General features: G+C 73.0%; 20 protein-coding genes. 15 read left to right on the forward strand and 5 right to left on the reverse strand.

Annotated elements, in window-relative coordinates; translation table 11 throughout:
• Position 1: 1 nt before the first annotated feature.
• On the reverse strand, positions 2 to 802 hold the full coding sequence (locus ACFYYW_RS16355; RefSeq protein WP_364419034.1) for a hypothetical protein: 801 nt from the start codon (positions 800 to 802) through the stop codon (positions 2 to 4).
• Positions 803 to 897: 95 nt separating this feature from the next.
• On the opposite strand from ACFYYW_RS16355, the gene ACFYYW_RS16360 reads away from it, so the two are divergent.
• From ACFYYW_RS16360 to ACFYYW_RS16385, 6 genes are all read left to right on the forward strand, one after another.
• The gene (locus tag ACFYYW_RS16360; protein ID WP_387649405.1) at positions 898 to 2,160 is read left to right on the forward strand and encodes an alpha-L-fucosidase; all 1,263 of its coding nucleotides are present in this window, start codon (positions 898 to 900) and stop codon (positions 2,158 to 2,160) included.
• Entirely contained in the window at positions 2,150 to 3,982 is a 1,833-nt protein-coding gene (locus ACFYYW_RS16365; RefSeq protein WP_387649407.1) for a heparinase II/III family protein, read from the forward strand. Before ACFYYW_RS16360 ends, ACFYYW_RS16365 begins: the two co-directional genes overlap by 11 nt.
• A 215-nt stretch (positions 3,983 to 4,197) precedes the next feature.
• Positions 4,198 to 5,445, forward strand: coding sequence for an ABC transporter substrate-binding protein (locus tag ACFYYW_RS16370; protein WP_387649410.1), 1,248 nt, complete (start codon positions 4,198 to 4,200; stop codon positions 5,443 to 5,445).
• On the forward strand, positions 5,427 to 6,377 hold the full coding sequence (locus ACFYYW_RS16375) for a carbohydrate ABC transporter permease (RefSeq protein WP_387649413.1): 951 nt from the start codon (positions 5,427 to 5,429) through the stop codon (positions 6,375 to 6,377). Before ACFYYW_RS16370 ends, ACFYYW_RS16375 begins: the two co-directional genes overlap by 19 nt.
• 9 nt (positions 6,378 to 6,386) lie before the next feature.
• On the forward strand, positions 6,387 to 7,244 hold the full coding sequence (locus tag ACFYYW_RS16380; RefSeq protein ID WP_387649416.1) for a carbohydrate ABC transporter permease: 858 nt from the start codon (positions 6,387 to 6,389) through the stop codon (positions 7,242 to 7,244).
• Between the two features lie 25 nt (positions 7,245 to 7,269).
• A complete protein-coding gene (locus ACFYYW_RS16385; RefSeq protein WP_387649419.1) occupies positions 7,270 to 9,255 on the forward strand; it encodes a right-handed parallel beta-helix repeat-containing protein in 1,986 nt (661 codons plus the stop codon).
• Positions 9,256 to 9,343: 88 nt separating this feature from the next.
• Here the strand turns inward: ACFYYW_RS16385 and ACFYYW_RS16390 are convergent, their stop codons facing one another.
• Positions 9,344 to 9,832: a GNAT family N-acetyltransferase gene (locus ACFYYW_RS16390; protein WP_387649422.1), complete on the reverse strand. Its 489-nt coding sequence runs from the start codon at positions 9,830 to 9,832 to the stop codon at positions 9,344 to 9,346.
• 73 nt (positions 9,833 to 9,905) lie between these two features.
• Between ACFYYW_RS16390 and ACFYYW_RS16395 the strand changes: the two genes are divergently transcribed.
• Positions 9,906 to 10,391 (forward strand): hypothetical protein, encoded by a 486-nt coding sequence (locus ACFYYW_RS16395; protein WP_387649425.1) that lies wholly within the window; start codon positions 9,906 to 9,908, stop codon positions 10,389 to 10,391.
• Positions 10,392 to 10,427: 36 nt separating this feature from the next.
• Here the strand turns inward: ACFYYW_RS16395 and ACFYYW_RS16400 are convergent, their stop codons facing one another.
• Positions 10,428 to 11,246 (reverse strand): alpha/beta fold hydrolase, encoded by an 819-nt coding sequence (locus ACFYYW_RS16400; protein ID WP_387649428.1) that lies wholly within the window; start codon positions 11,244 to 11,246, stop codon positions 10,428 to 10,430.
• A gap of 176 nt (positions 11,247 to 11,422) precedes the next feature.
• Here ACFYYW_RS16400 and ACFYYW_RS16405 point away from each other — a divergent pair, with 176 nt between their 5' ends.
• Positions 11,423 to 12,676, forward strand: coding sequence for a hypothetical protein (locus ACFYYW_RS16405; RefSeq protein WP_387649431.1), 1,254 nt, complete (start codon positions 11,423 to 11,425; stop codon positions 12,674 to 12,676).
• 27 nt (positions 12,677 to 12,703) lie between these two features.
• On the opposite strand, the gene ACFYYW_RS16410 is transcribed toward ACFYYW_RS16405, so the two are convergent.
• Complete coding sequence (locus ACFYYW_RS16410; protein WP_387649433.1) at positions 12,704 to 13,618, reverse strand: LysR family transcriptional regulator; 915 nt, start codon at positions 13,616 to 13,618, stop codon at positions 12,704 to 12,706.
• 154 nt (positions 13,619 to 13,772) lie between these two features.
• Between ACFYYW_RS16410 and ACFYYW_RS16415 the strand changes: the two genes are divergently transcribed.
• On the forward strand, positions 13,773 to 14,756 hold the full coding sequence (locus ACFYYW_RS16415) for a nitrilase family protein (RefSeq protein ID WP_387649435.1): 984 nt from the start codon (positions 13,773 to 13,775) through the stop codon (positions 14,754 to 14,756).
• 27 nt (positions 14,757 to 14,783) lie between these two features.
• Here ACFYYW_RS16415 and ACFYYW_RS16420 read toward each other — a convergent pair whose 3' ends face one another.
• Complete coding sequence (locus tag ACFYYW_RS16420; protein ID WP_387649437.1) at positions 14,784 to 15,167, reverse strand: RNA polymerase sigma factor; 384 nt, start codon at positions 15,165 to 15,167, stop codon at positions 14,784 to 14,786.
• Positions 15,168 to 15,280: 113 nt separating this feature from the next.
• Here ACFYYW_RS16420 and ACFYYW_RS16425 point away from each other — a divergent pair, with 113 nt between their 5' ends.
• The 6 genes from ACFYYW_RS16425 (at position 15,281) to ACFYYW_RS16450 (ending at position 26,638) form a co-directional block, all read left to right on the forward strand.
• Positions 15,281 to 18,778 carry a DUF4132 domain-containing protein gene (locus ACFYYW_RS16425; RefSeq protein ID WP_387649439.1) on the forward strand — a complete coding sequence of 1,166 codons (3,498 nt, stop codon included), beginning with the start codon at positions 15,281 to 15,283 and terminating at the stop codon, positions 18,776 to 18,778.
• The gene (locus ACFYYW_RS16430; protein ID WP_352323601.1) at positions 18,775 to 19,851 is read left to right on the forward strand and encodes an AAA family ATPase; all 1,077 of its coding nucleotides are present in this window, start codon (positions 18,775 to 18,777) and stop codon (positions 19,849 to 19,851) included. Before ACFYYW_RS16425 ends, ACFYYW_RS16430 begins: the two co-directional genes overlap by 4 nt.
• A 3-nt stretch (positions 19,852 to 19,854) precedes the next feature.
• A complete protein-coding gene (locus tag ACFYYW_RS16435) occupies positions 19,855 to 22,101 on the forward strand; it encodes a DUF5682 family protein (protein ID WP_387649443.1) in 2,247 nt (748 codons plus the stop codon).
• Positions 22,098 to 23,219 carry a VWA domain-containing protein gene (locus ACFYYW_RS16440; RefSeq protein WP_387649446.1) on the forward strand — a complete coding sequence of 374 codons (1,122 nt, stop codon included), beginning with the start codon at positions 22,098 to 22,100 and terminating at the stop codon, positions 23,217 to 23,219. The genes ACFYYW_RS16435 and ACFYYW_RS16440 overlap by 4 nt, the downstream gene beginning before the upstream one ends.
• Positions 23,216 to 25,189: a hypothetical protein gene (locus ACFYYW_RS16445; RefSeq protein ID WP_387649449.1), complete on the forward strand. Its 1,974-nt coding sequence runs from the start codon at positions 23,216 to 23,218 to the stop codon at positions 25,187 to 25,189. Before ACFYYW_RS16440 ends, ACFYYW_RS16445 begins: the two co-directional genes overlap by 4 nt.
• A 96-nt stretch (positions 25,190 to 25,285) precedes the next feature.
• Positions 25,286 to 26,638, forward strand: a complete 1,353-nt coding sequence (locus tag ACFYYW_RS16450) for an FAD-dependent oxidoreductase (RefSeq protein WP_387649452.1) — start codon at positions 25,286 to 25,288, stop codon at positions 26,636 to 26,638.
• Positions 26,639 to 26,727: the final 89 nt, after the last annotated feature.

Consider the following 26,727-nt stretch of genomic DNA (forward strand, 5'->3'; position numbering starts at 1 on the left):
CTCAGTCGGTCTCGCGGGCGGCCAGGTACTCGGCGAGGCCGGCTCCGGTCAGCGGGTAGTAGTCCGACAGCCGGCCGCCCTCGTCCAGGCGGCGGCGGGCGAACTCCTCGCGGTCCTGGTGCAGGAGGGAGTCCTCGGCCACCGCCATGGCGCTGCGCTGCGGGACGACGACCGCCCCGTCCTCGTCGGCGACGATGAGGTCGCCGGGCGTCACCAGCGTGCCGCCCACCCCGACCGGGACGTTGAAGGCCGAGGGGAACAGCTCGGCCTGCGAGGCGTAGTGCGGCGTCACCCCCGTGCACCAGATCGGCACGCCGAGCGCGCGCACCCGCGCGGCGTCGCGCACCCGGCCGTCCACGACGATGCCGGCCCCGCCGCGCAGCTTGAAGTAGCGGACGAGCATGTCGCCGAGGCAGCCGGTGAAGTGGCTGGCCTGCGCGGAGATGACCAGCACGTCGCCGGGCCGGATGGATTCCAGCACCGCCCACAGCGCGGTCTTGCGCTCGGCGTCCTCCTGTCCGGTGCCGGAGAAGACGTCCTCGCGCTGGGGCAGGAACTGCAGGGTCACGGCGCCGCCGGTGATCCGCACACCGGGCTCCCTGTGCAGGGGGACGGGGCCGTCGATGAAGGTCCGGGTGATGCCCATCTGGTGGAGCTTGGCGCAGGCGGTGGCGGCGCTCACGTCCGCGAGGGCGTCCACCAGGCCCGCGCCGGGCCGGACGAAGGGCGAGGAGTGCGCCGGCCCCAGCATCGTCTCGTAGACGCCGGTCTCCGGGGCCCCGACATGCCCGTTCGTGCTCATTTCTGCCTCATCCCAACACATCGACAATTATCGCCTATCGATGGTAGATGTAACTGCCGACCGATGAGGGCTGTCAACCGTGAGAGGAGACCGGGATGCCGGCGGGGCCGACGAAGTGGTTCGAGGAAGCGCGGTTCGGGATGTTCGTCCACTTCGGGCTCTACAGCCTCGCCGCCCGGCACGAATGGGTGCGCAGCCGGGAGAAGATGCCGGACGAGGACTACGACCGCTACCTGGAACAGTTCGATCCCGACCTGTTCGACGCGGCCGAGCTCGCCAGGAACGCCCGCGCCGCCGGGATGCGCTACGCGGTGCTGACCGCCAAGCACCACGACGGGTTCTGCCTGTTCGACTCCGAGCTCACCGGCTACACCAGCGTCCGCGCGGCCGGCCGGGACCTGGTCGCCGAGTTCGCCGCGGCCATGCGGGCCGAGGGCCTGCGCGTGGGGCTCTACTACTCGCTGCTCGACTGGCGGCACCCCGACTTCACCATCGACCAGTACCACCCGCTGCGTGACAGCGCGCCGCCGGACGCGAACGCCACGCGCGACATGGCCCGCTACCGGGCGTACATGAACGGGCAGGTACGCGAGCTGCTGACCGGGTACGGCCCGATCGACCTGCTCTTCTTCGACTTCACCTACCCGGCGAAGGGGCCCGCCGACTGGGGTGCGGAGGAGCTGATGGCGACCGTGCGCGCCCTGAACCCGCAGATCGTGGTGAACGACCGCCTCGGCATCCCCGGCGACTACGTGACGCCCGAGCAGTACCAGCCCGACCGGCCGCTCACCCGCGACGGCGTCCAGGTCAGGTGGGAGGCGTGCCACACGCTCAACGGCTCCTGGGGCTACGACCGCGACAACCGCGACTACAAGGACCCGGGGCTGCTGATCCGGATGCTCGTCCAGTCCGTCGCGTGCGCCGGCAACCTGCTGCTCAACGTCGGGCCCACCGGCCGGGGCGCGCTCGACCCGCGGGCCCGGCACACGCTGGCCGCGATCGGGGAGTGGATGTCCCTGCACGCCAGGGCCGTGCACGGCGCGGGGCCGAGCCCGTTCACCCCGCCGCCCAACGCCCTCTACACCCAGCGGGCCGGCCGCCTCTACCTGCACCTGCTGTCCTGGCCGCTCAAGCACGTCCACCTGCCCGGCCTCGCCGGACGCGTACGCTACGCCCAGTTCCTCCACGACGGCTCCGAGGTGCGCTTCCACCAGGCGGACGGGGACCAGCACGAGCACAACAACCTCGCCCTGCCGGGCCAGCCGCCGGGCACGCTCACGCTGACCCTGCCCGTCGCCGCGCCGGACGTGCCGCTGCCGGTCGTCGAGCTCGTGCTGCGCGACGACGATGGTTCCTGACGTCACCGCGCGGCCGGTGTGGGACGCGGCGCCCGCCGGGGCCCGCGACGCCGTCCTGGCCGCCGCGGCCGAGGAGCTGGCCCGGCCGGCCCCGCACCTGTCCCTGGACGACTGGGCCCGGACGTTCCGCGACGGGGCGCGGGCCGTCCACGAGGACAAGGCGCGGCGGCTGCGCGAACGCGTGGACGTCCTCGCCCTCGCCGCCGTGCTCACCGGCGAGGTGGCCCCCGCGACCGCGCCCCCCGGAGCGTGCCCGCACCTGGACGCCGTCGTGGACGGGCTGATGGCGCTCGCCGAGACGAGCACGTGGTGCTGGGCGCCGCACGATCGCGGGGCCGCGGCCCGGGGCGAGGTCGTGCCCGATCCCGACGACCCCTTCCTCGATCTGGGCGCGGCCGAGATCGCGACGCTGTTCGCCTGGGCCGACCACGCGCTGGGCCCGCATCTGGACATCCGGGCGCCGGGGCTGCGCCGCAGGTTGCGCCGCGAGGCTGACCGGCGGGTGCTCACGCCGTTCGAGCGGGTGCGCGACTGGCACTGGATCGGCCGCGACGGCCGCGCCAACAACTGGAACCCCTGGATCCACGGCGCCGTCCTGGCGGCCGCGCTGCTGCTCTGCGACGACGTCCGGCGGCGCGAGCGCCTGGTACGCCTGGCCGCCGAGGGGCTGGACCACTACGTCGCCGGGCTCCCCGACGACGGCGGGATCGACGAGGGCATCGCGTACTGGTGGCAGGGGGCGTGCCGGCTGCTGGAGGCGCTGGACCTGCTGGAGGACCCCGGCCCGCCGGTGCTGCCCGCCCTGCTCGCCTATCCGCCGCGCATGCACCTCGGCGCGGACTGGTACGTCAACACCGGGGACGCTCCGGCCCGGCTCTCCGGCGAGCGGCCGTGGCAGGTGCTCTTCCGCTGGGGCGAGCGTCTGGGGCAACCGGAGACCGTGGCGTACGCGGTGGCCGCCGCACGCGGGTCCGGCGGCGTCGTCCAGCCCAGGGCCGGGCTCGGGCGCGCCATGACCGCGCTGGCCGACCGGCGATGGTGCCGGGCGGTCACGTCCGGCGGGACGCCGGACGGCTCGCCCTGGCTGGCCCGCGAGTGCTGGCTGCCGCGCGTCCAGGTCATGGTCGCGCGCGAGCGGGCCGGGAGCGCGGACGGGCTGACCGTGGCGGCGAAGGCCGGCCACAACGGCGAGCACCACAACCACCTCGACGTCGGCTCCTACTGGGTGGCGCTCGACGGACGGCCGATGGTCGTGGACGTCGGCCAGCCGACCTACACCGCCGCGACCTTCGGCCCGCGCCGCTACGAGGAGTGGCCGTTCCAGAGCGCCTGGCACAACGTGCCGGAACCGGGACACGGGCAGCTCCCGGGGGCCGAACACGGCGCGCGGGACGTCGCCGTCCGGTTCGACGAGGGCCAGGCCGTCCTGCGGGCGGACCTGAGCGCCGCCTACCCGGCGGGCCTGCTCACCCGCTGGGAGCGGGTCGTCCGGCTGGTGCGCGACGGCCCGGAGCCGTCCGTCACCGTCGAGGACGAATGGGCGGCGGGCCCGCGGACGGTGTTGTTCCGGCACGTTCTCGCCGGCGAGGTCGCGTGCGAGCCGGGCCGGGCGGTCGTCACGGCGGACGGGGGACCGCCGCTCGAACTGCGCTGGGACCCCGCCGTCGGCGTCGCGTCCGTCGAGCACCGGGACATCGACGACCCGCGCCTCGCGCGCAGCTGGGGCTCCCGGCTGACCCGGCTGACGCTGGCCGTCACCGGCCCGGGGAGCGGCGGCCGGTTCGCCGTGAGCTTTCGCCGGCACTCACGAAATGACTCTTGAACAAGTTAGGTATGCCACATAACATCACCTATCGATAGGCGATGGACATAGACGGTGGTCGATGTCGCCGCGTCGATCGTGTCGAGCCGCCACGCCGGCCCGCGCAGCCCGACCCCCTCACCCAGGTGGCCCCCGGGCGGGCGGCTCCCGAAGACGGCCAGTCCACCCCCGACCTTCCACCGGTCATGACTATGCAATTGGAGCGTGCAGCGGATATGGGAACACAGTTGCGCCGGGCGTGCGCGGTCGCGGTGGCCGCCACCACCGTGGTGGCCGCGGCCACCGCCTGCGGCGGCGAGGACCCGGCGCAGGCCGGCGCCACGACTCTGCGGATCATCGTCAACATCAGCCCGAACCTGACCGAGCAGTACTGGAAGGGACTGTTCGCGAAGTACGAGCAGAGCCACCCGGGGGTGAAGGTCAACCTGGAGCTCACCGGGACCGTCTCGGCGACCGCCAAGCTCTCCCAGGACCTCGCCGCCGGCGACCCGCCGGACATCGCCCAGCAGATCACCCCGACGAAGGAGAACGCCGCGCTGTTCGCCGACCTCACCGGCGAGGCGTGGACCGGCCAGACCCCGCTGGCCGACCAGTACGCCGTGGACGGCAAGCGCTACCTGGTCGGCGTCGGCCAGCAGATCCAGTCGCTGGTCTTCTACAACAAGGCCGCCTTCGCCAAGGCCGGTCTCGACGCCACCGCCATCAAGACGCTCGACCAGTTCCAGGACGCCATGGCCAAGCTGAAGAGCGCCGGCTACACGCCGCTGCAGAGCGCCGGGCAGTGGGTGCCGGGAGCGCAGTTCTCCCTGATCGCCGACTCCGGCGTGCTCACCGCCGACCCCGACTGGACGGTCAAGCGCAAGCAGAACCAGGTCTCCTTCGCCACCGGCGACTACCTGAAGTACCTCCAGCGCTTCCGCAGCTGGATCGACCAGGGCTACCTCGACAAGAGCGCGCTCGGCCTGACCTACGCCGACGGGCAGACGGCCTTCCTCGACGGCAAGTCCGCGATGTACGTCATGGGCTCCTTCTTCGTCCCGGCCGCCGACGCGGCCAAGAAGAGCGACGAGATCGGCGTCTTCTCCATGCCGACCGACGGCTCGTACCCCACCGGCCAGTACGGCAACATCGCCAGCCCGTACGTGGTCGTCAACGCCTCCAAGCACAAGACGGCCGCGATCGACTTCGTGAAGTGGCTGGTCACCGACCCGGCCGCGATCGAGAGCCAGCTCGCCGCCGACGGCAACCTGCGCAAGGCCTTCACCTACAAGATGTCCAGCCTCGGCACGCAGGTCCAGAAGATCCTTGAGGAGGCGCCGTCCGTCCTGGTCAAGTCGGGCGAGCGCCAGCCGGTCGAGGGTTATCCGGCCGAGCTCAACACGCAGGTGCAGAAGCTGTACACGGGCGCCACGGCCGAGCAGGTCGCCGCCGGTTTGGACAAGTGGTGGAACTCGCAGAGCTGACCCGGCGGCCGGAGCGGCAGGCGTCCGAGCCGCGGCGCCCGCGCCGCGAGTGGCTGCCGGCCAGGTACCGGGCCAGGGCGGTGACCTTCGGGCTCGTCGCGCCGTCCGTGCTGGTCTACACGGTGATGACCGTCGTCCCGGTGGGCGTGGCGGTCTACCTGAGCCTGACGGACTGGAACGGCTTCTCCGACGCGGTCTTCATCGGCTTCGAGAACTACCTGCACCTGTTCGACGACCCGAGCTCGACCAGCGCCTGGTACGTGACCGCCCTCGTCGCCGTCACCGGCACCCTGCTCATGATCGGCGGCGGTCTGGCGTACGCGCTGCTGCTCAAGGAGCGCTCGCGGACGAACTCGTTCTTCCGCACGCTCGCCTACTACCCGCACGTGATCAGCGCGCTGATCCTCGGCTTCCTCTGGGCCGCGATCCTCGGCACCAACGGCGCCGTCAACAGCACGCTGCAGCACTTCGGCATCGGGCCCGTCGGCTTCCTGTTCGAGGAGAACCTCGCCTTGGTCTCGCTCATCGCGGTGATCGTGTGGGCCGGCTTCGGGTTCAACGTCGTGCTGTTCGTCGCCGCGCTCCAGACGGTCCCCGCCGAACTGCTGGAGGCCGCGGCGATCGACGGCGCGACCCGGCGCCAGGCCAACCTGCGCGTGGTGATCCCGATGATCTCCCCGGTGGTGACCGTGGCCACCGTGCTGAACCTCATCGGCCTGATCAAGACCTACGACCTGGTCGTGAGCCTCACCAACGGCGGGCCCGCGGGCGCCACGCAGACGTACTCGTTCCTCATCCTGGCCAGGTCCTTCGAGGGGACGAAGGTCGGTTACGCCAACGCGCAGGCCGTGTTCCTCATGGTCGTGTGCGCCGGCCTCGCCCTGCTGGTGACCGCCGCGCGCAACCGGCAAGACCGCGCCACGACGAGTTAGGGGACGGTGATGATCGAACAGAGGCAGGCCGCCCACGGCAGGCGCCGCTCCTTCGTGCGCCCGGTCATGCTGGCGCTGCTCCTGGTGGCCATGACCGTGCCGGTCTACCTGCTCGTGGTCAACAGCTTCAAGTCCCAGGACGACATCCTCGGCAACCCCTTCTCCCTCCCGTTCGGGGACCTCACCTTCGAGTACCTCGCCAACGCCGTCAACAGCCCCCAGTACAACGTGATCCGCAGCTACGGCTTCACGCTGTTCCTGGTCGTCGTCGTGGACGTCCTGTGCATCCTGCTGGCCGGCCCGGCGGCGTACGCGATCGCGCGCAGCCTCAGCCGCCGCTCCCAGCTGTTGCTGCTGTACTTCCTCGCGGGCACGTTCATCCCGGGCGCCGCGCTGGTGATCCCGGTGATCTACGTGCTGCGCTCGGTCGGCCTGGCCAACACCGTGGCCGGCCTCGTGGCCCACGACGTGGCCTCGACCCTTCCGGTGAGCATCTTCCTGTTCGTCGGCTTCATCCGTACCATTCCGGCCTCCATCGACCAGGCGGCGATGATCGACGGCGCGGGCCGGCTGCGCACGTTCTGGACGATCATCTTCCCGCTGATGCGGCCCGCGGTGGTCACCGTGCTGATCCTCAACTCGATCGGGATCTGGAACGACTTCGTCAGCCCGCAGATCCTGCTCAGCCCCGGCTCCGGCCGGTACACGGTGACGACGGCCATCTACGCCGGGATCAGCCAGTACTCGACCGACCTGACCAGGGTGTTCCCCAACCTGCTGCTGGCGGTGGCACCGGTCGTCATCTTCTTCGTCTACATGCAGCGCCACATCATCAGCGGCCTCACGGTCGGCGCGGTCAAGGGCTGAACGGCCCGTCACGGAAAGAGGGACCATGACGTTGTTACGCAATCGGCGGCCGCGCGCGGCCGTGGTGCTCGCGCCGGTGATCGCGACGGTGCTCGCGGTCGTGTCGGCGGCCGTCCCGGCGGCGGCCGAGCAGGGCGCGGGCGGCACCACCTACCACGTCGCGCCGTGGGGCAGGGACTCGGCCGACGGCCGGTCGGCCGCGACGGCCTTCCGGCACATCCAGCGGTGCGCCGACGTCATGACGCCCGGCGACACCTGCCTGATCCAGGCGGGCACGTACGAGGAGACCGTCGTGCCCGCCAGGTCGGGCGCCGCCGGACTGCCCATCACCTACCGGGCGGCCCCCGGCGCGCGCGTGACGGTGAGCGGCGCCAAGCGGATCAGGGGCTGGTCCCCGGTCACCGCCCGGGACGTGGCCCGCATCGCGCAGTGGGACCCGTACGCGCCGGACTCGCCCTTCGCCCAGGCCGTGCGCGACGGTCGCGTCCACAGCGCCCGCGCCGACCTCGGACCCGACGTCACGACCGTGCAGACCTTCACCGACCAGCGGATGAACGTCGAGGCCCAGTGGCCCTACCCCGGCCTCGACCTGCTCGAACCCGCGGTGCGGTACGCCGGCCCCGGCAGCGCGGAGGCCACCGTCGCCGACGACGCGCTGACCCGCCCGGCCGGCTACTGGACCGGCGCCCGCGTGACGACCAACTACTGGTACATCACGGCGACCTCCACGATCAAGAGCTCCGACGTGGGCTCGGTCGTGCTCGACGCGGCGCCGCCGTGCGTCCACAAGGTGATCCCGAAGGACACCCGGTACGCGCTCGCCGGCAAGATCGGCGAACTCGCCCACCCCGGCACCTGGTTCTACGACCCGGCCGGCAAACGGCTCTACCTGTACAGCGAGGACGACCCCAACCGGCACGTGATCGAGGCCAAGGCCCGCACGCTGGCCTTCGACCTGCGGAACACGAGCCACACGACGATCGCCGGCGTCGGCCTGTTCGCCGCCACCATCGAGACCGGGCCCGGCAGCAGCCACGTCGTGATCGACGGGATCACCGGCAGGTACCTGTCGCACTACACCGACATCACGCGCGGCGCCACCGACTGCGGCTCCACCGTCACCCGGGGCGTCGCCGACACCGGCATCGTGCTCAACGGCACGGACAACCAGGTCGTCGACAGCGACCTGTCACTCAGCGCCGGAAACGGCATCGCGCTGCGCGGCATGCGGAACACCGCGACGAACAACGTCATCCACGACGTGGACTACCTGGGCACCTACGCGGCCGGCGTCGCCGTGCAGGGCAACAGCCAGACGGTCACGCACAACACCATCTACCGGGTCGGCCGCAGCGGCGTGAACCTGCAGTGGGACAACGCCGCCGGCGGCACGCCGGGGCCGGACCGCATCGCCTACAACGACATCTCCCAGTACGCCCGGCTGAGCCTGGACGTGGCCGCGGTCTACACCTGCTGCGGCTCCGACATGCTGGGGACCTCGATCGACCACAACGTGCTGCACGATCCGGCGCCGAGGTGGGGCGCCACCAAGTTCGGGGTCACCGGCGTCTACGCCGACAACGGGCAGAGCAACATCACCATCGCCGCCAACGTGGGCTGGGGCAACCCCGAGGGGACCGTGATGCTCAACGGCCTCGGCGGCGGCTCGCACAACAACGGCGTCTACAACAACACCGGCGGCATGACGATGTTCTACGTCAAGGAGCCCGGCAACTCGACCGGCACGAAGGTCTACAACAACATCGGCCCGATCCGCGGCCTCGACGGCGCCACGAACGGCGGGATGGTGCTGTCCAACAACCTGCCGGCCGACGTCGACCCGCTGTTCGTCGACCCGGCCGGGCGCGACTACCGGCTGTCGGAGGCGTCCCCGGCGCGCAACCGGGCGATCCCGCTGCCCGGCGTCAACGACGGTTCGACGGACCCGCTCCCGAGCCTCGGCGCCTACCAGTACGGCGCCCCCAAGTGGGTGGCCGGAGCGACCCGCTAGGACAACCGGACGCAGCAGCAGCCCGGCGTCCGTGGCCGCCACCACGGGCGCCGGGTCCGGTGCGCGCAGGGCGTGCTCGGGGAGGTCGTCAGAGAGGGCGGTGCATGATGTGCAGTCCGACGTAGCCCTTCGCCGGGCTCCGGAAGCCCTCCGGCACGGTGCCGAGCACCTCGAATCCGAGTTTCCGGTACAGGCGCACCGCCGTCTCGTTGGTCTCCACGACCGCGTTGAACTGCATCGAGCGGAAACCCGTGGTGCGGGCCCACTCGATGGTGTACTCGCACAGCGCGCGGCCCACACCACGTCCGGAATGTGCTGGATCGACCATGTAGCTGGCGCTCGCGACGTGCGAGCCGTTGCCCATCTGGTTGTTGTTCATCTTCGCGGTGCCGAGGATCGTGCCGTCGTCGGCGACCGCGACGACCGTACGGTTCGGGGCGGGCAGCAACCACCAGCCGCGCCCCTCTTCCTGACCGAGATCGAGCGGATAGGTGAAGGTCTCACCGGCGGCGACGATCTCGCGGAAGAACGGCCAGATGGCCGACCAGTCGTCCACGGTGGCTTCCCTGATCAGCATCCGCCCAATATACCGGCGACGCCGAGACGTCAGGCGAGCCTCCGGAGCGCTCTGATGCTGCCACCCTTGTGCCATGGTTCGCACATCACTGATCGCATGCTGCTTAGCCGTCTCGCTCGCCGGCTGCGCAGGTGATCCGGCGCCGGTCGAGTCGTCCAGGTCCGCTCAGCCGGAACCCGCCGCCGCCCCGCAGACTCCGCTGCAGCAGAGCGCCGTTCCCGGCACGCAACGGTATTACGCCACCGAACTGCGACCCGGCGACTGCATCGAACCCCTTCCCCAGACGTACCTGGTGACCGTCGTCCCCTGCCACGTGCCGCACTCGGCCGAGTTCGCCACCACCTACGTCCTCCCGCAGGGGCCGTATCCGGAGGCGGACATGACACGGCTCGCGGAGAACGGATGCCTTCCCAGAATGCGCGTCAAGAAGTCGAAGAGGGATGTCATCGGGATGACGTGGCTCGGGCCGGCCGCGGAGGACTGGCCCCGCTACCGGACCGTGTACTGCCTGGCCGTACGCACGGACGGACAGAAGACGACAGGCCGGGTGGTCGAGTGAACCACCGAGCCACGGCGGTCATGACCGCGACCGCCGTCAGGTGGACTTGATGAAGGTGTGCAGGTCGTCGTTGAACCGGTCACGGTGGGTGACGAACAGGCCGTGCCCGCCGGTCGGGTACTCCAGGTAGGTCGCCCCGGGAACCAGCTGGGCGGTGCGCCGCCCGGTGACGGCCACCGGCACGGAGGCGTCGGCGGCCCCGTGCACGACCAGCGCGGGCACGGCGATCTCGGCCAGCGAGGCCCGGTGGTCGAAGGTCATGGCGGCCCGCTGGTACTGGCGGATCGCCCACGGCGAGACCTCAAGGCACTGCCGCAGCGTGAACTCCACCTGTGCCGGGGAGATCTCGTTGCCCAGGTGCGTGGCGAAGAACGCCTGCGCCCGCTGGGCCAGCCACTTGGGACGGTCGGCGTCCAGGGCCGCCATCGAGGCCTCCAACATGGCGCCCGGCACTCCCTCGGGGTTGTCGTCGGTCTGCAGCAGGAACGGCAGCATCGCCGAGACGAACGCCACCCGCGCGACGCGTTCGTCGCCGTGGCGGGCCAGGTACCGGGCGACCTCGGCGCCGCCCATGGAGTGACCGACCAGGGTGATGTCACGCAGGTCGAGCAGCTCGATCAGCTCGGCCAGGTCGTCGGCGCCGGTGTCCAGGTCGTAGCCCGTCGAGGGACGGTCCGAGCGGCCGTGGGCCCGCCGGTCGAGGGCGACGCAACGGTGGCCGCGCTCCACGAAGTACGGGATCTGGTACTCCCACATGTCGGCGGAGAGCATCACGCTGGCGACGAAGACGATGGGCTTGCCCTGGCCGTAGTCCTCGTAGGCGAGGCGGGTGCCGTCCGTGGTCTCGAAGAACATCTCATGACTCCTCATGTCGTGCGATGTCCTGAGTTTGTCAGCCAGAGGTAAGGGCGACAATTACGTCCCAGGTAAGCGTGCGCGGCCCCCGCATCAGCATGTTGACGCTGCCGGCGCCGCATGTTGTGATCCACACAGGCGTATTTCGTACTGGTTCAGTAGGGAATCGGGTGGTCATGAGGCTCCTCCAGAGTGCGGCCGCGGTTGTCATGCTCCTGGTGAGCGCGGCGGGCATCCAGGTCGCGCGGAGCGGACCGGCGCAGGCGGCCCTGCCCACAGCCGCCGTCGCGCTCGGCGACAGCTTCATCAGCGGGGAGGGCGCGGGGGACTACCAGCCCGTCGTCGACGCCTCCGGTACGGCCCAGTCCTTCCCCGGCTGGTCGGCGGCCAACAGCAACGCCTACTTCTGCCACCGGTCGGCGAACGCCTCGGTGTTCGCGGCGTCGCTCCCGGGCATCCAGCAACGGTTCAACCTCGCGTGCTCGGGCGCCCAGCCCGCCGACATCGCCAGCCCCTCCAGCGCCAGGGCCGAGGGCCGCACCGTCGCCTCGCAACTCGACCAGCTGCGCGCCGTCGCCCGGACGCACGACATCGACGTCGTCCTCGTCGGCCTCGGCTCCAACAACACCCAGTTCACCTTCGGCGACGTGGCCACGCTGTGCGCCAACCGCTTCATCGCCGACGCCTGGACCGGCTGGTGGGAGTTCTGGGCCTACCTGAAGGGCGAGGTGCCGCAGAAACCCTGCACCGCCTCGGACCTGGCCACCGACGCCGAGGTCGCCGCCGCCACCGCCGAGACCACCGCGGCCCTGCGCCAGATCCTCGACACCCTCGACCAGATCGACGCCGACGGCAGCCACCAGGTGATCCTGCAGACCTACACCAACCCGCTGCCGCCCGACGTAGCCCCGCAGTACTACGACGAGGACGGCCGCACCGACACCCGCGACAAGTTCCGCGCCCTCGGCGCCGAGCGCTACGCCGCCGGGTGCCCGATCCACCGTGCGAGCCTGGCCCCCGGGCACGTGTTCTCCCAGAACCTCGGCTCGCTGGTCAAGAACGCCTTCACCACACTGGCAGCCGAGCGCCCGGCGGCCGACCTGCGCGTCCTGGACGTCCAGAGGGCGTTCGACGGGGCCAGGCTCTGCGAGAACCCCGGCAGCCCGGCCGGTGCGCTCGCGACGCCGGTCCGCGTGCAGGACGGGCCGTCCGGCACGTTCGTCACCAGCCTGTCGGGCTGGGACAAGATCGGGATCCAGCGCGCGGCGAACACCTGCGTCACCTACTTCCAGACCTGTCAGGAGTCGTGGCACCCCAACGCCGCGGGCCACACGGTCCTCGGCCAGTGCCTGACCGGCGCCCTCACCGCGGCGCCCCGCGTGGTCGTCACGTGCGCCCGCAACCCGGACGGCACGCTCACCCTCTCCTGACGTCTCCTCGGCCGCGCGTCCGCCTGTCTACGGCCGGACGCAGCCGCCCGAGCCGCCGGCCTCCAGAAGGCCGTGTTCCCGTACGAGGTCGAGGAAACCGGCCGTCAACGGGCCGGGCCGCCCGTCCTTCCACACCACGGCGATCTGCCATGCGGCCGCCGGATGGCGAACCGGCGTGATCACGACAGACGGGGGCGCGATACGGCGGGCGCTGGCCGGCACGAACGCCACCCCTGCGCCGGCCGCCACCAGCGCGAGCACGGTCTGCAGGTCCCGCGCCTCCTGGACGACGGCGGGGCGGACCGCGACGGCGGTGCACAGGCGGCTGATCTGCCCGGCCAGCCCCGGCCCTCTCTCCTGCGCCAACTGGAGGAAGTCGTGGCGGGCCGCCCACTCGGCGAGATCGCCGGAGTCGTGCGGCGGCCGGTCGTCATGGCCGGCCCAGGCGAGGGCGAGGCGGTCGCCGGCCAGTGGCAGTCGTCCCCATCCGCCTTCGAGGGGCAGGCGGACGAAACCGACATCGAGGTCGCCCGCGTCGATCCGGTCGAGCTGGGCCTGTGACGACATGTCATCCAAGGTGACGTGCACGTCGGGGTGGCGCCGCCGGAACGCGGCGACGATCCGGGGGGCCAGGTCGATGCTCGACAGCCCGAAGCCGACCGCCAGTCTCCCGGCCTCGCCGGCGGCCATGCTCGCCATCCGCCGCGTGAGCGCGTCGGCCTGCCGCAGGAGCGCCTGCGCGTCCGGGAGCAGGACGGCGCCCAGACCGGTCAGCACGGCGCCGTGCCGGCCGCGGTCGAACAGCCGGCCTCCCACCTGCGCCTCCAACGACTGGATCTGCTTCGTGAGCGTCGGCTGGGTGACGTTCAGCGTTCGCGCGGCGCGGCCGTAGTGGCCGTGCCCCGCGACCGCGAGGAAGGCGCGCAGCAGGACCAGTTCCATTCCGCAAGCTTATCGAACAGCGGAAAAGATTCATTGGACGAATGGGAGGCGCGTGCGCTCTCCTGGTGAACCAACCCCAAGGATCCGGAGGTTCGCGATGGCGCGGAACGACGAAGCGGCCGAGACCCCAACGCCGGCACTGCGGTGCGCGACCGTGCAGTTCGAGCATCGTCCCGATGACAAGACCTACAACCTGGCCCAAGTCGAGCACTACGTGCGCCTGGCGAGCGCGGACGGCGTGCAGGTCGTCGCCTTCCCGGAGATGTGCCTGCTGGGGTACTGGCATCTCCGCCGCCAGACCCCCGAGCGGCTGCGGGAGCTCGCCGAGCCGGTGGACGGTCCGTCCGTCACCGCCGTCCGCGCGCTGGCGGCCGAGCACGGCGTCGCCGTGGGGGTCGGCTTCCTGGAGAGCGACACGGACGGGCGGCTGTTCAACAGCTACGCCCTCTGCTTCCCGGACGGATCCGTCCATCGTCACCGCAAGCTGCACGCCTTCGAGCACCCGGCGATCAGCAGCGGCGACGCCTACACCGTCTTCGACACCCCCTGGGGCGTCCGCATGGGCATCCTCATCTGCTGGGACAACAACCTGGTCGAGAACGTCCGCGCCACCGCGCTGATGGGCGCCTCGATCCTGGTGGCGCCCCACCAGACCGGCGGCACCGCCTCGCGCAGCCCCCACGGGATGCGCCCGATCCCCGTGGAGCTCTGGCGGAACCGGCACGGCGCCCCGAAGGCGATCGAAGCCGAGCTGCGCGGCCCCAGCGGACGCGAGTGGCTGATGCGCTGGCTGCCCGCCCGCGCTCATGACAACGGGCTGTTCGTCCTGTTCAGCAACGGCATCGGGGAAGACGACGGCGAGATCCGCACCGGCAACGCCATGATCATCGACCCCTACGGCCGCATCCTCGGCGAGACCTGGGCGGCCGCTGACGACATGGTCACCGCCGACCTCGACCTCAGCCTGCTGCCGCTCTCGACCGGCCGCCGATGGATCCAGGGACGACGTCCGGAGCTCTACGGCATCCTCACCCGCCGGTTCGGGGACGAACGCGAGCCTCGCGCCGCCCGCTTCGCCACCGACCCGGTGCCACTCCTCCGCACCCCCGGCAGCGGGCCCGGCGACGCCGGAGCCTGAGGCCCGGCGCCGCCGTGGCGCCCCGGGTCAGCCGCGCGCGGAGCCGCCCGTGGCCGGTGTGCCCAGGTGCGCGCCCGTCCAGCCGGTGAGGTCCTCCAGGGAGACGCTGTGCCGCGATCCGTCCCGGAGGATCGTCGTGACGCCCTTGACGCCACCCCGGCCCGAGGAGGCCCTCTCGTTGCGGAGGGTGCGGTGCGCCACGCCGAACAGCCAGGCCCGCGCCTCGTCCGCCGCGGGCGGCACGTCGTCCAGGCGCCTCCAGGCGACGAGGAACACGTCGGCGACCACGTCCTCGGCGTGCGAGGGGTGGACGCGACGCTCGACGAACCGCAGCAACGCGGTGTACGTCTGCTCGTAGAGCCGGGCGAAGCGCTGGTCGCGGTCCGGCGGCCCGGTGTCGGTGACGTTCATGCCTGGGTCATGTCCGGCAGCCTCACAGTTGTGTCGCAACTTTGTCGGTCGTGCCCGCCATACTCGCCGCTGTCGATCAAGAGGACGACGGGATGCGGCGTGGAGGTATCGGCATGAGCGTGGAGCGCACGCTGACGTTCGTCGGCGGAGGTTCGGCCAAGTTCTGGGAGGTGCGCCAGGACGGCGCCGAGCTGCACATCCGGTACGGGCGGCTGGGCGCGGCCGGTCAGACGCAGGTCAAGTCGTTCGGCTCGGCCGCCGCCGCCACTGCCGCCGCCGACAAGCTGGTGGCGGAGAAGGTGCGCAAGGGCTACGCGGAGGACGGCACGGCTCCCGCGTCGCAGGCAGCGGCCGGCGGCGCCGAGGACGAGCACGGGCTGACGTTGCCGCCCGCCTGGTTGCGCGCTCTCCACCCCCGGCGGGGCGGAGCCAAGGTCCCGGTGCACCGGCCGGACCCGAGCGCGCCGCAGAAACTGGCCGCAGAGCTGGGCAGACGCGGGAAGGGGCTCGCCGACATGGTGGCGAGGTGCCCCGACCCGGAGCTCGCGTCCGCGGGCGCGGCGTACCTGGCGGGGGAGCCCGCCGCCACACCGCTGGGCGCGGCGGTGGTCGTCAGGGCGGTGGCCGCCTCCCTGCCGTGGAACGAGCGCGAGATGTTCTCCCTGTTCCCCGACACCTGGCTGGCCGAACGCGGCCCGGTGTTCGCGGCGGTGGCCGTGACCGAGCTGGCCTCGCTGGACTACGGTCACGACGGGGGCGCCTCGGTGGTCCGCCGGCTGGCCGACGGCCAGGCCCCCGACCCGTGGCTCGGCTGGGCCTCCGGCGAGCAGATCGACGCCCGGGTCCGCGCCGTGCTGGCCGCCGCGTCCGACGACGAGTACGCCGAGGTCGTCGCGGCGCTGGAAGTGAGCCGCGCGGGCGGGCTCCACCACCGCGTGGCCGCCTCCTTCCTGGCGCCCACCGAGACCGCATGGGTCGCGGCCGACTGCGCCGAGGTGAGCCAGGTCCTCCCGGCGCTCGCCGTCCGCCTGATCGCCGCCGTCAGCACGCCGGAGCACGCCGAGCTGATCGCGGACCAGGTGCGTGGCGTCTACCTGGGGGACTCCCTCACCCTGCCGGCCACGGTCGTCGACGGCATGGGCGAGGCGGCCGTGCCGCTGCTGGCCGGCTGGGTGGACCACGCCTACGGCGCGGACAGCCGCAAGCGGCTGCTGCACATGCTCGCCGACCTGCCCTACGACACGGCGATGCGGGCGATCCTCGACCGCGTCGAGCAGAAGTACACCCAGGCGGCCCTCCTGCGCGCGGCCTCCCGCTTCCCCCGCCGCGCGATGCGGATGCTGGCCGAGTCCGGCGGCAAGGCCGTCGACCTGCTGCTGCGCACCCACGTGGCGGCCCGTCCCGACCTGGTGGAGGAGGTGCTCGCGAGCCTCGGCGACGGCGCCGCCGCCGAGCGTCTCACCAGGGTCGTGACCGCCGGTGCCGTCGCCGCCGCTCCGCCGGAGGCGCTGCCCGAGGTGCTGGTCAGCCCGCCCTGGACCCGCCCGCGCAAGGCGCGCAAGGTGGTCGTGGTCGATGGCCTGGCGTGCACCGACGAACCGGACCTGTCGTGGGCGCCGGGCGAGCGGGACAACTGGCGTTCCTCCCGGGCGGCGGATTCCTGGGGCCGGTCCTGGCGCCAGAGCTGGAAGGACGTCGCCCGCGACATCGCCGAGGGGCGGAGCGTGCACTGGGTGGACCAGATCGCCCTGTTCGTCGCCGGGCCCGAGGAGCTGGCCGCGCCGCTGATCGGGAAGTGGCGCCCCGGCGACCTGTGGGGGGCCGGCGACTGGATGCCGACGGTGGTGGCCAGGTTCGGGCCGGCGGCGCTGCCCATGGTGGTCGACAGCGCCCGGCGTGGTCCCAGCTCGGTCGCCGCGGCGCTGCTGCCGTTCGCGGCGCCGGAGGTCGCCGTGCTGATGGCCGACTGGCTGGCCCGGCTGAAGTCCGTCCGCGCCACCGCGCTGGCGTGGCTGAACCGTCACCCCGGAGCGGCCGCCAGGGCGCTGATCCCGGCGGCTCTCGGCAAGCCCGGCGTGGCCCGGCTCCGGGCCGAGCGGGCGCTGGCCGCGCTGGTCGCGGGCGGCCACCGCGACACCGTGGCCGAGGCCGCCGCAGGGTACGGGCCCGCCGCCGAGGCCGCCGTCGCCGACCTGCTCGTGGCCGACCCGCTCGACGCGCTGCCCGCCAGGATGCCGGTGCTGCCCGAATGGACGGAGGTCGCCGTCATGACCCCGATCCACCTGCGCGGCGAGGCGGGCGCGCTGCCCCCCGAGGCGGCCCGCCACGTGATGACGATGCTGGCGATCTCCAGGCCCGGCGACCCGTACGCCGGTCTGGCGGTGGTGAAGGAGTCCTGCGACGGCCGCAGCCTCGCCGACTTCGCCTGGGCGCTGTTCGGGTGCTGGCAGGCGGCCGGCTACCCGTCCAAGGAGAGCTGGGTGATGGACGCGCAGGCGCTGCTCGGCGACGACGAGACGGTACGGCGGCTGACCCCGCTGATCAGGACCTGGCCGGGCGAGGGCGGGCACGCGCGCGCGGTCACCGGCCTGGACCTGCTGGCCTCCATCGGCTCCGAGGTGGCGCTGATGCACCTGCACGGCATCGCCGAGAAGGCCAAGTTCGGCGGGCTGAGGAACCGGGCCAGGCAGAAGATCGACGAGGTCGCCGCCGAGCTCGGCCTGAGCCCGCAGGAGCTGGCCGACCGGCTGGTGCCCGACTTCGGCCTGTCCGCCGACGGCAGCCTGACCCTCGACTACGGCCGCAGGAGGTTCGTGGTGGGCTTCGACGAGCAGCTCAAGCCGTACGTGGCCGACGCCTCGGGCAGGCGGCTGAAGAACCTGCCCAAGCCGGGCGCCAACGACGATCAGGAGCTCGCGACCGCCGCCTACCGGCGTTTCGCCGGGCTGAAGAAGGACGTGCGCTCCGTGGCCGGGGACGCCATCCGCCGCCTGGAGCAGGCCATGGTCAACCGGCGTCGCTGGAGCGCCGGCGACTTCGGCCGGCTGCTCGTCGGCCACCCGCTGCTCCGGCACATCGTACGGCGGCTCGTATGGGGCCGGTACGACCCGTCGGGCCGGCTCACGGGCACCCTGCGCGTGGCCGAGGACCGCAGCTTCGCCGACGTCCAGGACGACGCGCTGACGTTGCCCGAGGACGCCCTCGTCGGCGTGGCGCACCCGCTGGAGCTGGGGGACGATCTGGCCGCGTGGGGTGAGGTGTTCGCCGACTACGAGATCCTTCAGCCGTTCCCGCAGCTGGGCAGGGAGACGTACGAGCTGGATCCGGCGCTGGTGGCCGAGATCGAGGCGGCCAGGATCCCCACCCGCGCGGTGCTCGGCCTGGAGCGGCGCGGCTGGCGGCGCGGCGCGCCCCAGGACGCCGGCTGGCAGGGCTGGATCGAACGGGACGTGCCCGGCGGCAGGACCATCACGATCGGCCTCGATCCGGGCATCGCGATCGGCTACGTCGACTTCGCCGACGAGCAGACCCTGGTCCAGCTGGGGCTCGACGGCCTTGATCCCATCACCACCTCCGAGATCCTCCGAGACCTCAGGGAGATCACCCGATGAACGGACACGCCCAGCGGCCCCCGGCCGAGATCCGCTACGCCGGTGAGCTGGCCAGGCTGCGGGAGCACGACACCGACGACCGGCCGCCCGGCTGGGCGCTCAGCCTGCGGGCCGCCCGCCGTTTCGTCCTCGGGGACGAGAAGCTGGGCGTCAGCCGCAAGTTCGTGGGCGATCCCTCGCTGATCGACCGGTCCCTGGTGACGCTCGCGACCAACCGCGGGCTGATGCTGGTGGGCGAGCCCGGCACGGCGAAGTCGCTGCTGTCCGAGCTGCTGGCCGCGGCCGTGAGCGGCACCTCGACGCTCACCATCCAGGGCGGCGCGGCCACCACCGAGGACCAGATCAAATACTCCTGGAACTACGCGCTGCTGGTCGCCGAGGGCCCCTCCACCCGGTCGCTGGTGCCCGCGCCGCTGCTGCGCGGCATGGCCGAGGGCAAGGTGGTGCGCTTCGAGGAGATCACCCGGTGCCCGCTGGAGGTGCAGGACTGCCTGCTGTCGCCGCTGTCGGACCGGGTGCTCGCCGTACCGGAGCTGAGCGGCCCGGAGTCGATGGTGTTCGCCCAGGAGGGGTTCACGATCCTGGCCACCGCCAACACCCGCGACCGCGGCGTCAACGAGATGAGCGCCGCGCTCAGGCGCCGCTTCAACTTCGAGACCGTCTTCCCGATCGCCGACTTCGACACCGAGCTGGCGTTGGTGGAGGCCGAGGCGGGGGCGCTGCTCAAACGCTCGGGCGTCACCGCGCCGCCGCGCCGCGACGTTCTGGAGGTCCTGGTCACCACCTTCCGCGACCTGCGCCAGGGGCAGACCGCGCGCGGCGAGGCCACCGACCGGCTGTCGGGGGTGATGAGCACCGCGGAGGCCGTCTCGGTCGCCCATGCCGTCGGGCTGCGCGGCTGGTTCCTGCGCCGCGAGCCGGGCACCGCCGCCGACCTGGTCTCCTGCCTGGCCGGCACGGCCGCCAAGGACAACCCGGAGGACCTGGCCAAGCTGCGCAGGTACCTGGAGCGCAGGCGGCACGGCGACCAGTGGCAGGCCCTGTACGAGGCCCGCCACCTGCTGCCGGGCTGACCGATGGCGGTCGTCTTCCTCGGCGTGCGGCACCACAGCCCTGCCTGCGCCCGGCTGGTCGCCGACACCATCCGTGCCGTACGCCCCGCGTACGTGCTGGTCGAAGGCCCGTCGGAGATGAACGGCAGGATGGACGAGCTCCTGCTCGGCCACGAGCTGCCGATCGCCGTCCACACCGGCTACCGCGACCATGAGCGGCGGCACGGTTCCTGGACACCGTTGTGCGACTACTCGCCGGAGTGGGCGGCGCTGACCGCGGGCCGCGCGACCGGCGCCGAGCTGCGCTTCATCGACCTGCCCGCCTGGCATCCCGCGCTGGCTGACGTCAGCAACCGGTACGCCGACGCCGAGGCCCGCTACACGGAGGCGACCCGACGGCTCTGCCGCGCCTTCGACGTGGACAACGTGGACGCGTTGTGGGACCACCTGTTCGAGATCGAACCAGCCGACGGGCTGGCCGAACGGCTGGCCACCTACTTCGACCTCGTACGCGGCGACACGGAGGCCGATCCCGGCGACACGGCCCGCGAGGCGTACATGGCGCAGTGGATCCGGGCGGCCGCCGGCGAGGCGGGCGAGCGCCCGGTGGTCGTGGTCACGGGCGGCTTCCACCGTCCCGCGCTGATCCGGCTGGCCGGGCAGGGCGAGCGGAGCTGGCCGCAGGTGCCGCAGCCGCCCGAGGGGGCGACGGCCGGCAGCTACCTGGTGCCGTACTCGTTCCGCCGGCTGGACGCCTTCGACGGCTACCAGTCGGGCATGCCGTCGCCCGGCTACTACCAGGACCTGTGGGAGCACGGCCCCGACGGAGCCGCCCGCCGGCTCACCGAGGCGGTGACGGCCCGGCTGCGCGCCCGGCGCCAGCCGGTCTCCACCGCCGACCTGATCGCCGCGCGCGCCACCGCCGACGGGATCGCGCTGATGCGCGGCCACCCGCATCCGGCCCGCGTCGACGTGCTCGACGGACTGGCCACCGCGCTGGTCGGCGAGGCGATCGAGACCCCGCTGCCCTGGGCGTCCCGCGGGCCCCTCCAGGCGGGCCACCACCCGGTGGTCGTGGAGATGATCGCGGCGCTCAGCGGCGACCGGACAGGCCGCCTGCACCCCTCGACCCCGCTGCCGCCGCTGGTCCACGCGGTGCTCGCCGAGCTGGGCGGCCCCGGCGCCGAACGGCTCGACCTCGGCGGGCAGGCCGGCCGCGCGCGCAGCCGCTTCCTGCACAGGCTGCGCGTCCTGGGCGTCCCTGGCGTGGTCCGCACCTCGGGGCCCCGCCCCGCGGGCGGCGCCGAGCTGGTCGAACAGTGGACCCTGACCGACGCCCACGACCGCCTGCCCGCCCTGATCGAGGCAGGCGGGTACGGCGTGGACCCGCAGGAGGCGGCGGCCTCCGTGCTCGCCGAGCGGATCAGGGGCGCCGGCCTGGACGAGCTGGCCGACGTGCTGTTCGACGCCGCGCTGTGCGGCATCGGCGAGCTGACGGGGCAGGTGCTCGACGACCTCGCGCGGGCGATCGCCGCGGCGGCCGACCTGGGCTCGCTGGGCCGCACCCTCACCGTCGCCCTGGCGATGTGGCGCCACGACGAGCTGTTCGCCACCAGCGGCAGCGCCACCTTGGGCGTCGTGGTGCGGGCCGCCGCCCTCCGCGTGTTGTGGCTGGCCGAGGGCGTGCGCGGCGGGCCCGTACCGGCCGATCCGCGGCGCATCGGCGCCCTGGCCGCCGTACGCGACGCGCTCAGGCACGCCGGCCCGCCGCTGGGCCTGGACCTGGACGCGGCGCTGGGCGTCGCCGACCGCGTCGCCGCCTGCCAGGACGCGCCGCCCGACCTGCGCGGGGCGGCGCTCGGGCTGGGCTGGTCACTGCGCGGCGCCCCCGCCGCGGACCCCGCACGGGCGGTACGCGGCGCGTTCGTCCCCGCCTCGGCCGGCGACTGGCTGGCCGGGCTGTTCGCGCTCGCCCGCGAGGAGGTCCTGCACACCGGCGGCATGCTGGAGCTGCTCGACGAGCTGGTCGCGGCGATGGGCGACCACGACTTCCTGGTGGCCCTGCCGGCGCTGCGCCAGGCGTTCGGCTACTTCCCGCCCCGCGAGCGGCACCTCATCGCCGCCCGCCTGGTCGAACTGCGCTCCGGCGCGGGCGCGTCCGCGTGGGACCTGATGCGGCTGGAGGCGGCGCCGGAACTGGTGGCCGCAGGCATGGCACTGGACGAACGAGTCGATGCGGCACTGCGCCGGGAAGGACTGATCACGCCATGACCGACCCCACCCTCATGCGGTGGCGCCTGCTGCTCGGCGAGGCCGGCGGTGCCTGCCTCGGCGGCGGGCAGCTCGACGAGGAGGCCGCCGGCCGCGACGCCGCCCTGGACTGGCTGTACGGCCGCGACGAGGACCTGCGCAGGCGCGGCGTACGAAGACGAGCCGGGAGCGGCCCGTCGAACCTGACCACGTTCGGCTGGCTCGACGACATCACCCGCCTGTTCCCCAAGGAGACCGTCGAACGCCTGCAGCGCGACGCCGTCGAACGCTACGAGATCCACGACCTCGTCACCGACCCCGACGTGCTCGCGCGCATCGAGCCCAACCCCGCGCTGCTCAAGGCGGTCCTGCACACCAAGCACCTGATGAACCCGCAGGTGTTGCGGCTGGCCAGGCGCATCGTGGAGCAGGTCGTCCGGCAGCTCGTGGACCAGCTCGCCACCGAGGTGCGCAGCGCCTTCTCGGGCACGAGGGCACGGCGGCCGGGCCGGCTGCGGCTGGCCCGCAACTTCGACATGGTCCGCACCCTGCGCGCCAACCTCGGCCGCTACCAGCCCGACACCGGCAAGATCGTGATCGAGACCCCGCTGTTCTTCTCCCGCACCCGCCGTCACCTCGAACAGTGGCAGGTGATCCTGCTCGTCGACCAGTCCGGCTCGATGACCGACTCGGTGATCCACTCGGCGGTCACCGCGGCCTGCCTGTGGGGCCTGCCCGGCGTACGCACCCACCTGGTCGCCTTCGACACCGACGTGGTGGACCTGACCTCCGACGTGGACGATCCCGTGGAACTGCTCATGAAGGTCCAGCTCGGTGGCGGCACCGACATCGCCCGCGCGGCGGCGTACGGCGCCGGGCTCGTGGACCAGCCGCGGCGGGCCGTCGTCGTGCTGATCTCCGACTTCTACGAGGGCGGCGATCCCCACCGGCTGGTCCGCATCGTGCGTCACCTGGTCGAGCAGGGCAGCAAGGTCCTCGGCCTGGCCGCCCTCGACGAGCAGGCCAACCCCGACTACGACCGGGACCTCGCGCAACGCCTGGCCGACGCCGGCGCGTTCGTGGGCGCGATGACCCCGGGCGAGCTGGCGTCCTTCGTCGCGGAGCACGTGGGCCGATGAGAACGGACCTGCTCGGGCTCACCACCGACTCCCTCGCCGCGCTCACCAACCGCGGCCTGGTCAAGCGGGCGGGCAAGGAAGCCGCGCCCGACCTGCGCACCGACGCCGACGGGACCGTGCACGGCGACTTCGCGGGCGGACCGACCGTGAGCCTGCCCCCCGGCGGCCTCGACGCGGCCCGCTGCACGTGCGGCGCCACCGGGGTCTGCCGGCACGTCGTCGGGGTGGTGCTGGCGTACCGGCACCAGCACGCCGCGACCGTCGAGACCGTCGGACATCCGCAGGTCGAGGGCGCTGTTCCGGAACCCGCCGCCTGGTCGCCGGGGCAGCTGAGCGACGACGAGCTGACCGCCAGGATCGGCGCCCGCCTGATGACCGCCGCCCGGCGTACCGAAAGGGCCGGATACACCGCCCGCGTGCGCCGCGCCACCGCCACCGACCCGGTGCCGCAGGTCGAGCTCGCCACCGCGACCGTGCGTTTCCTGATCCCCGGCGACCTCGGCTTCGTGCACACCGACGCCGTCGCGGGCAGCCGCGACGACGTCATCGCCCTCGCCGTATGGGCCTTCCGGGTGGCCGACGAGCTGCATCCCGGGACGCCGGAGGTACGGGTCGACGTCGGCGGCGAAGCCGTCACCGGGGCCGGAGCCGGGTTGGAGGGGGCCCTGGGGCTGGCCGGCACGGTCCTGCGCGAGGGCGCGGCGCACCTCGGCCAGGGATTGGCGGCCACCATCGCCGACGTCCAGCGCCGCCTGGACGCCGCCGGATCGCGCTGGCCGCTGCTGGCCGTCGGCGACCTCGCCGAGCAGCTGGCCGCCTACCGCGACCGCGGCGCCCACTACCGTCCCGAGCTGCTCGCGAGCCACCTCGCCGAGCTCCACGCCCGGCACCGGGCCGTGACCCGCCCCGACGCCACCCTCCGCAGCAGCGTGCTCGGCACCGCCGAGGCCGCCGAGACCCCGTTGCGCCGGGCCCGGCTGGAGAGCCTGGGCTGCCGGGTCCGCAGCCTCGGCGACCGGCGGATCGCCGAGGTCTACCTGGCCCACAGCGACAGCGCGATGGTCCTGGTGCTCCGCCGCGAATGGGACCGCGAACAGGACGGCGACGACTGCGACGGCGCCGTACTGGCACGGCGACGCGTCGCCGGCTCCACGCTGGCCGCCCTGGCCACCGGCAACCTCGTCACCGAGTCCGCCGTCCGCAGCGCCAGCCGTACCGTGCGGCTGGCCACCGGGCGGATCGCCAGGACGACGGTCAGCCCGTCGCGCGGCGACTGGGGTGAGCTCTCGCCGTCCCTGGTGGTGACCGACCTCGCCGCGCTCGGCCGCGAGCTCGACGCCCTCACGCTGCGGCCCATCCGCCCGCGCGTCGAAGCGGAGCTGGTACGCGTCGTCGCCGTCTCCCGGGTGGTGGCCATGACCTACGCGGCCGGTGACCAGCGCCTCGACGCCGTCATCGCCGACCGGGCGGGCAACACCGCCACCGTCACCGCCGTCCACACCGGCGCCGCACCCGGCCGGCTCGACGCGCTGGCCGCCGTGCTCGCCGGGGAGGAGGGCGAGCTGCGTTTCGTCAGCGGCGTGGTCGGCCGTACCGCGGGCGGTGTCGTCATCGACCCCGTCGGCCTGGCCGCCGGCGGCCGGGTCGTCGTGCCCGACCTGCGACCCGCCGAAGGCGGCGGCCGGCTCGCGGCCGCCGAGGACGTCCGGCACGACCCGCTGACCGCCGTGCTGATCGACGCCCGCGGGCTGCTCGCGGAAGCGGCCCACCACGGCCTGTCCCACCTGCCGCCGACCTACGACGCCCGCCTCGGCACCGCCGCGCGACGGCTGACCACGCTCGGGCTCCACCGCATCGCCCAGGCCGTCACGGCGTTCGCGGCGGCGCGGTCCCAGGGGGCGGGCGAGGCGGCCGAGCAGACCTGGGTCGACGCCTACCTGCGCCTGGAGGTGGCCCTGGAGCTGACCTGACCCGATGTGGGTCCCACGCTCGCTGATTTGACTTCCGTCGAAACAGGGGCTCATGATGGCTCTTGCTTAGATGAGCTTCTATTCAAGGGAGCAGTCATGAGCGACAGTTGCTGCAGCCCCACCACGATCGCGATCGAGCAGATCGCGGCCCCTCGCCAGGCGGCCTCGGTGCGGGACGACCTGCCGGTGGTCGTGATCGGCGCGGGCCCCGTCGGCCTGGCCGCCGCCGCGCACCTGACCGAGCGCGGCCTCGGCCACCTGGTGCTGGAGGCCGGCGATCAGGTCGCCGCGTCGATCGCGCAGTGGGGGCACGTACGGGTGTTCAGCCCCTGGACGTACGACATCGACGCCGCCGCCCGCCGCCTGCTGGAGGCCGACGGCTGGACCGCCCCCGACCCCGGACGGCTGCCGACCGGCGCCGAGCTCGTCGCCGACTACCTGGCCCCGCTGGCCAAGCTGTTCGGCGACCGGGTGCGCACGAACGCACGAGTGACCGCGATCAGCCGCCTCGGCCACGACCGGCTGCGCACGGCAGGCCGCGAGCAGGCCCCCTTCGTGATCCGCCTGGCCGACGGCGGCGAGCTCCAGGCGGCCGCGATCATCGACGCCTCCGGCACCTGGACCACCCCGAACGTGCTGGGCGCGGCAGGCCTGCCCGCCCACGGCGAGAACGACGTGCCCATCGACCACGCCCTGCCCGACGTCCTCGGCGCCGACCGGCACCGCTACGAGGGCCGGCGTGTCCTGGTCGTCGGCGCGGGACACTCGGCCGCCACCACGCTGCTCGCCCTGGCCCAGCTGGACGACACCCCGATCACCTGGGCCATCCGCGCGGGCACCGCCGGCCGCGCCTACGGCGGCGGCGACGCCGACGCCCTCCCGGCCCGCGGCGCGCTCGGCACCCGGCTGCGCGCCCACGTCACCTCCGGCCGCATCGCCTTGCTGACCGGCTTCTTCACCCACCGGGTGCGCGCCACCGCCGACGGCGTCGAGGTGACCAGCCGCACCCCCTCCGGCGCCGAGCAGTCGATCACCGTGGACCGGATCGTCCGGGCCACCGGCTACCGCCCCGACCACTCCATCGCCGCCGAACTGCGTCTCGACCTCGACCCGGTGCTCGGCTCCACCCGCGCCCTGGCGCCGCTCATCGACCCCGACCAGCACTCCTGCGGGACCGTCCCGCCGCACGGCGTGGACGAGCTGGCCCACCCCGAGCCCGGCTACTACGCCATCGGCGTCAAGAGCTACGGCCGCGCCCCGACCTTCCTGCTCGCCACCGGGTACGAGCAGGCCCGCTCCGTCGTCGCCGCTCTGGCCGGCGACTGGCAGGCCGCCCGCGACGTGCGGCTCGACCTGCCCGAGACCGGGGTGTGCTCGTCCAGCCTGGCCGAGGACCAGGAGCGGCGGGCCGGCCTGGCCGCGGGCGTCGGCGGCGGCTGCTGCGGCTGAGCGGGGGCGCCGCGCCACGGCCGTGGCGTGGGCCGTCTCCGCGTTCGCGCCGGTCGCCTGCCAACGCCTATGATTTAGACCGGCATCGA

The sequence above is a fragment of the Nonomuraea sp. NPDC001831 genome (assembly GCF_042892035.1).
Lineage (GTDB): Bacteria > Actinomycetota > Actinomycetes > Streptosporangiales > Streptosporangiaceae > Nonomuraea.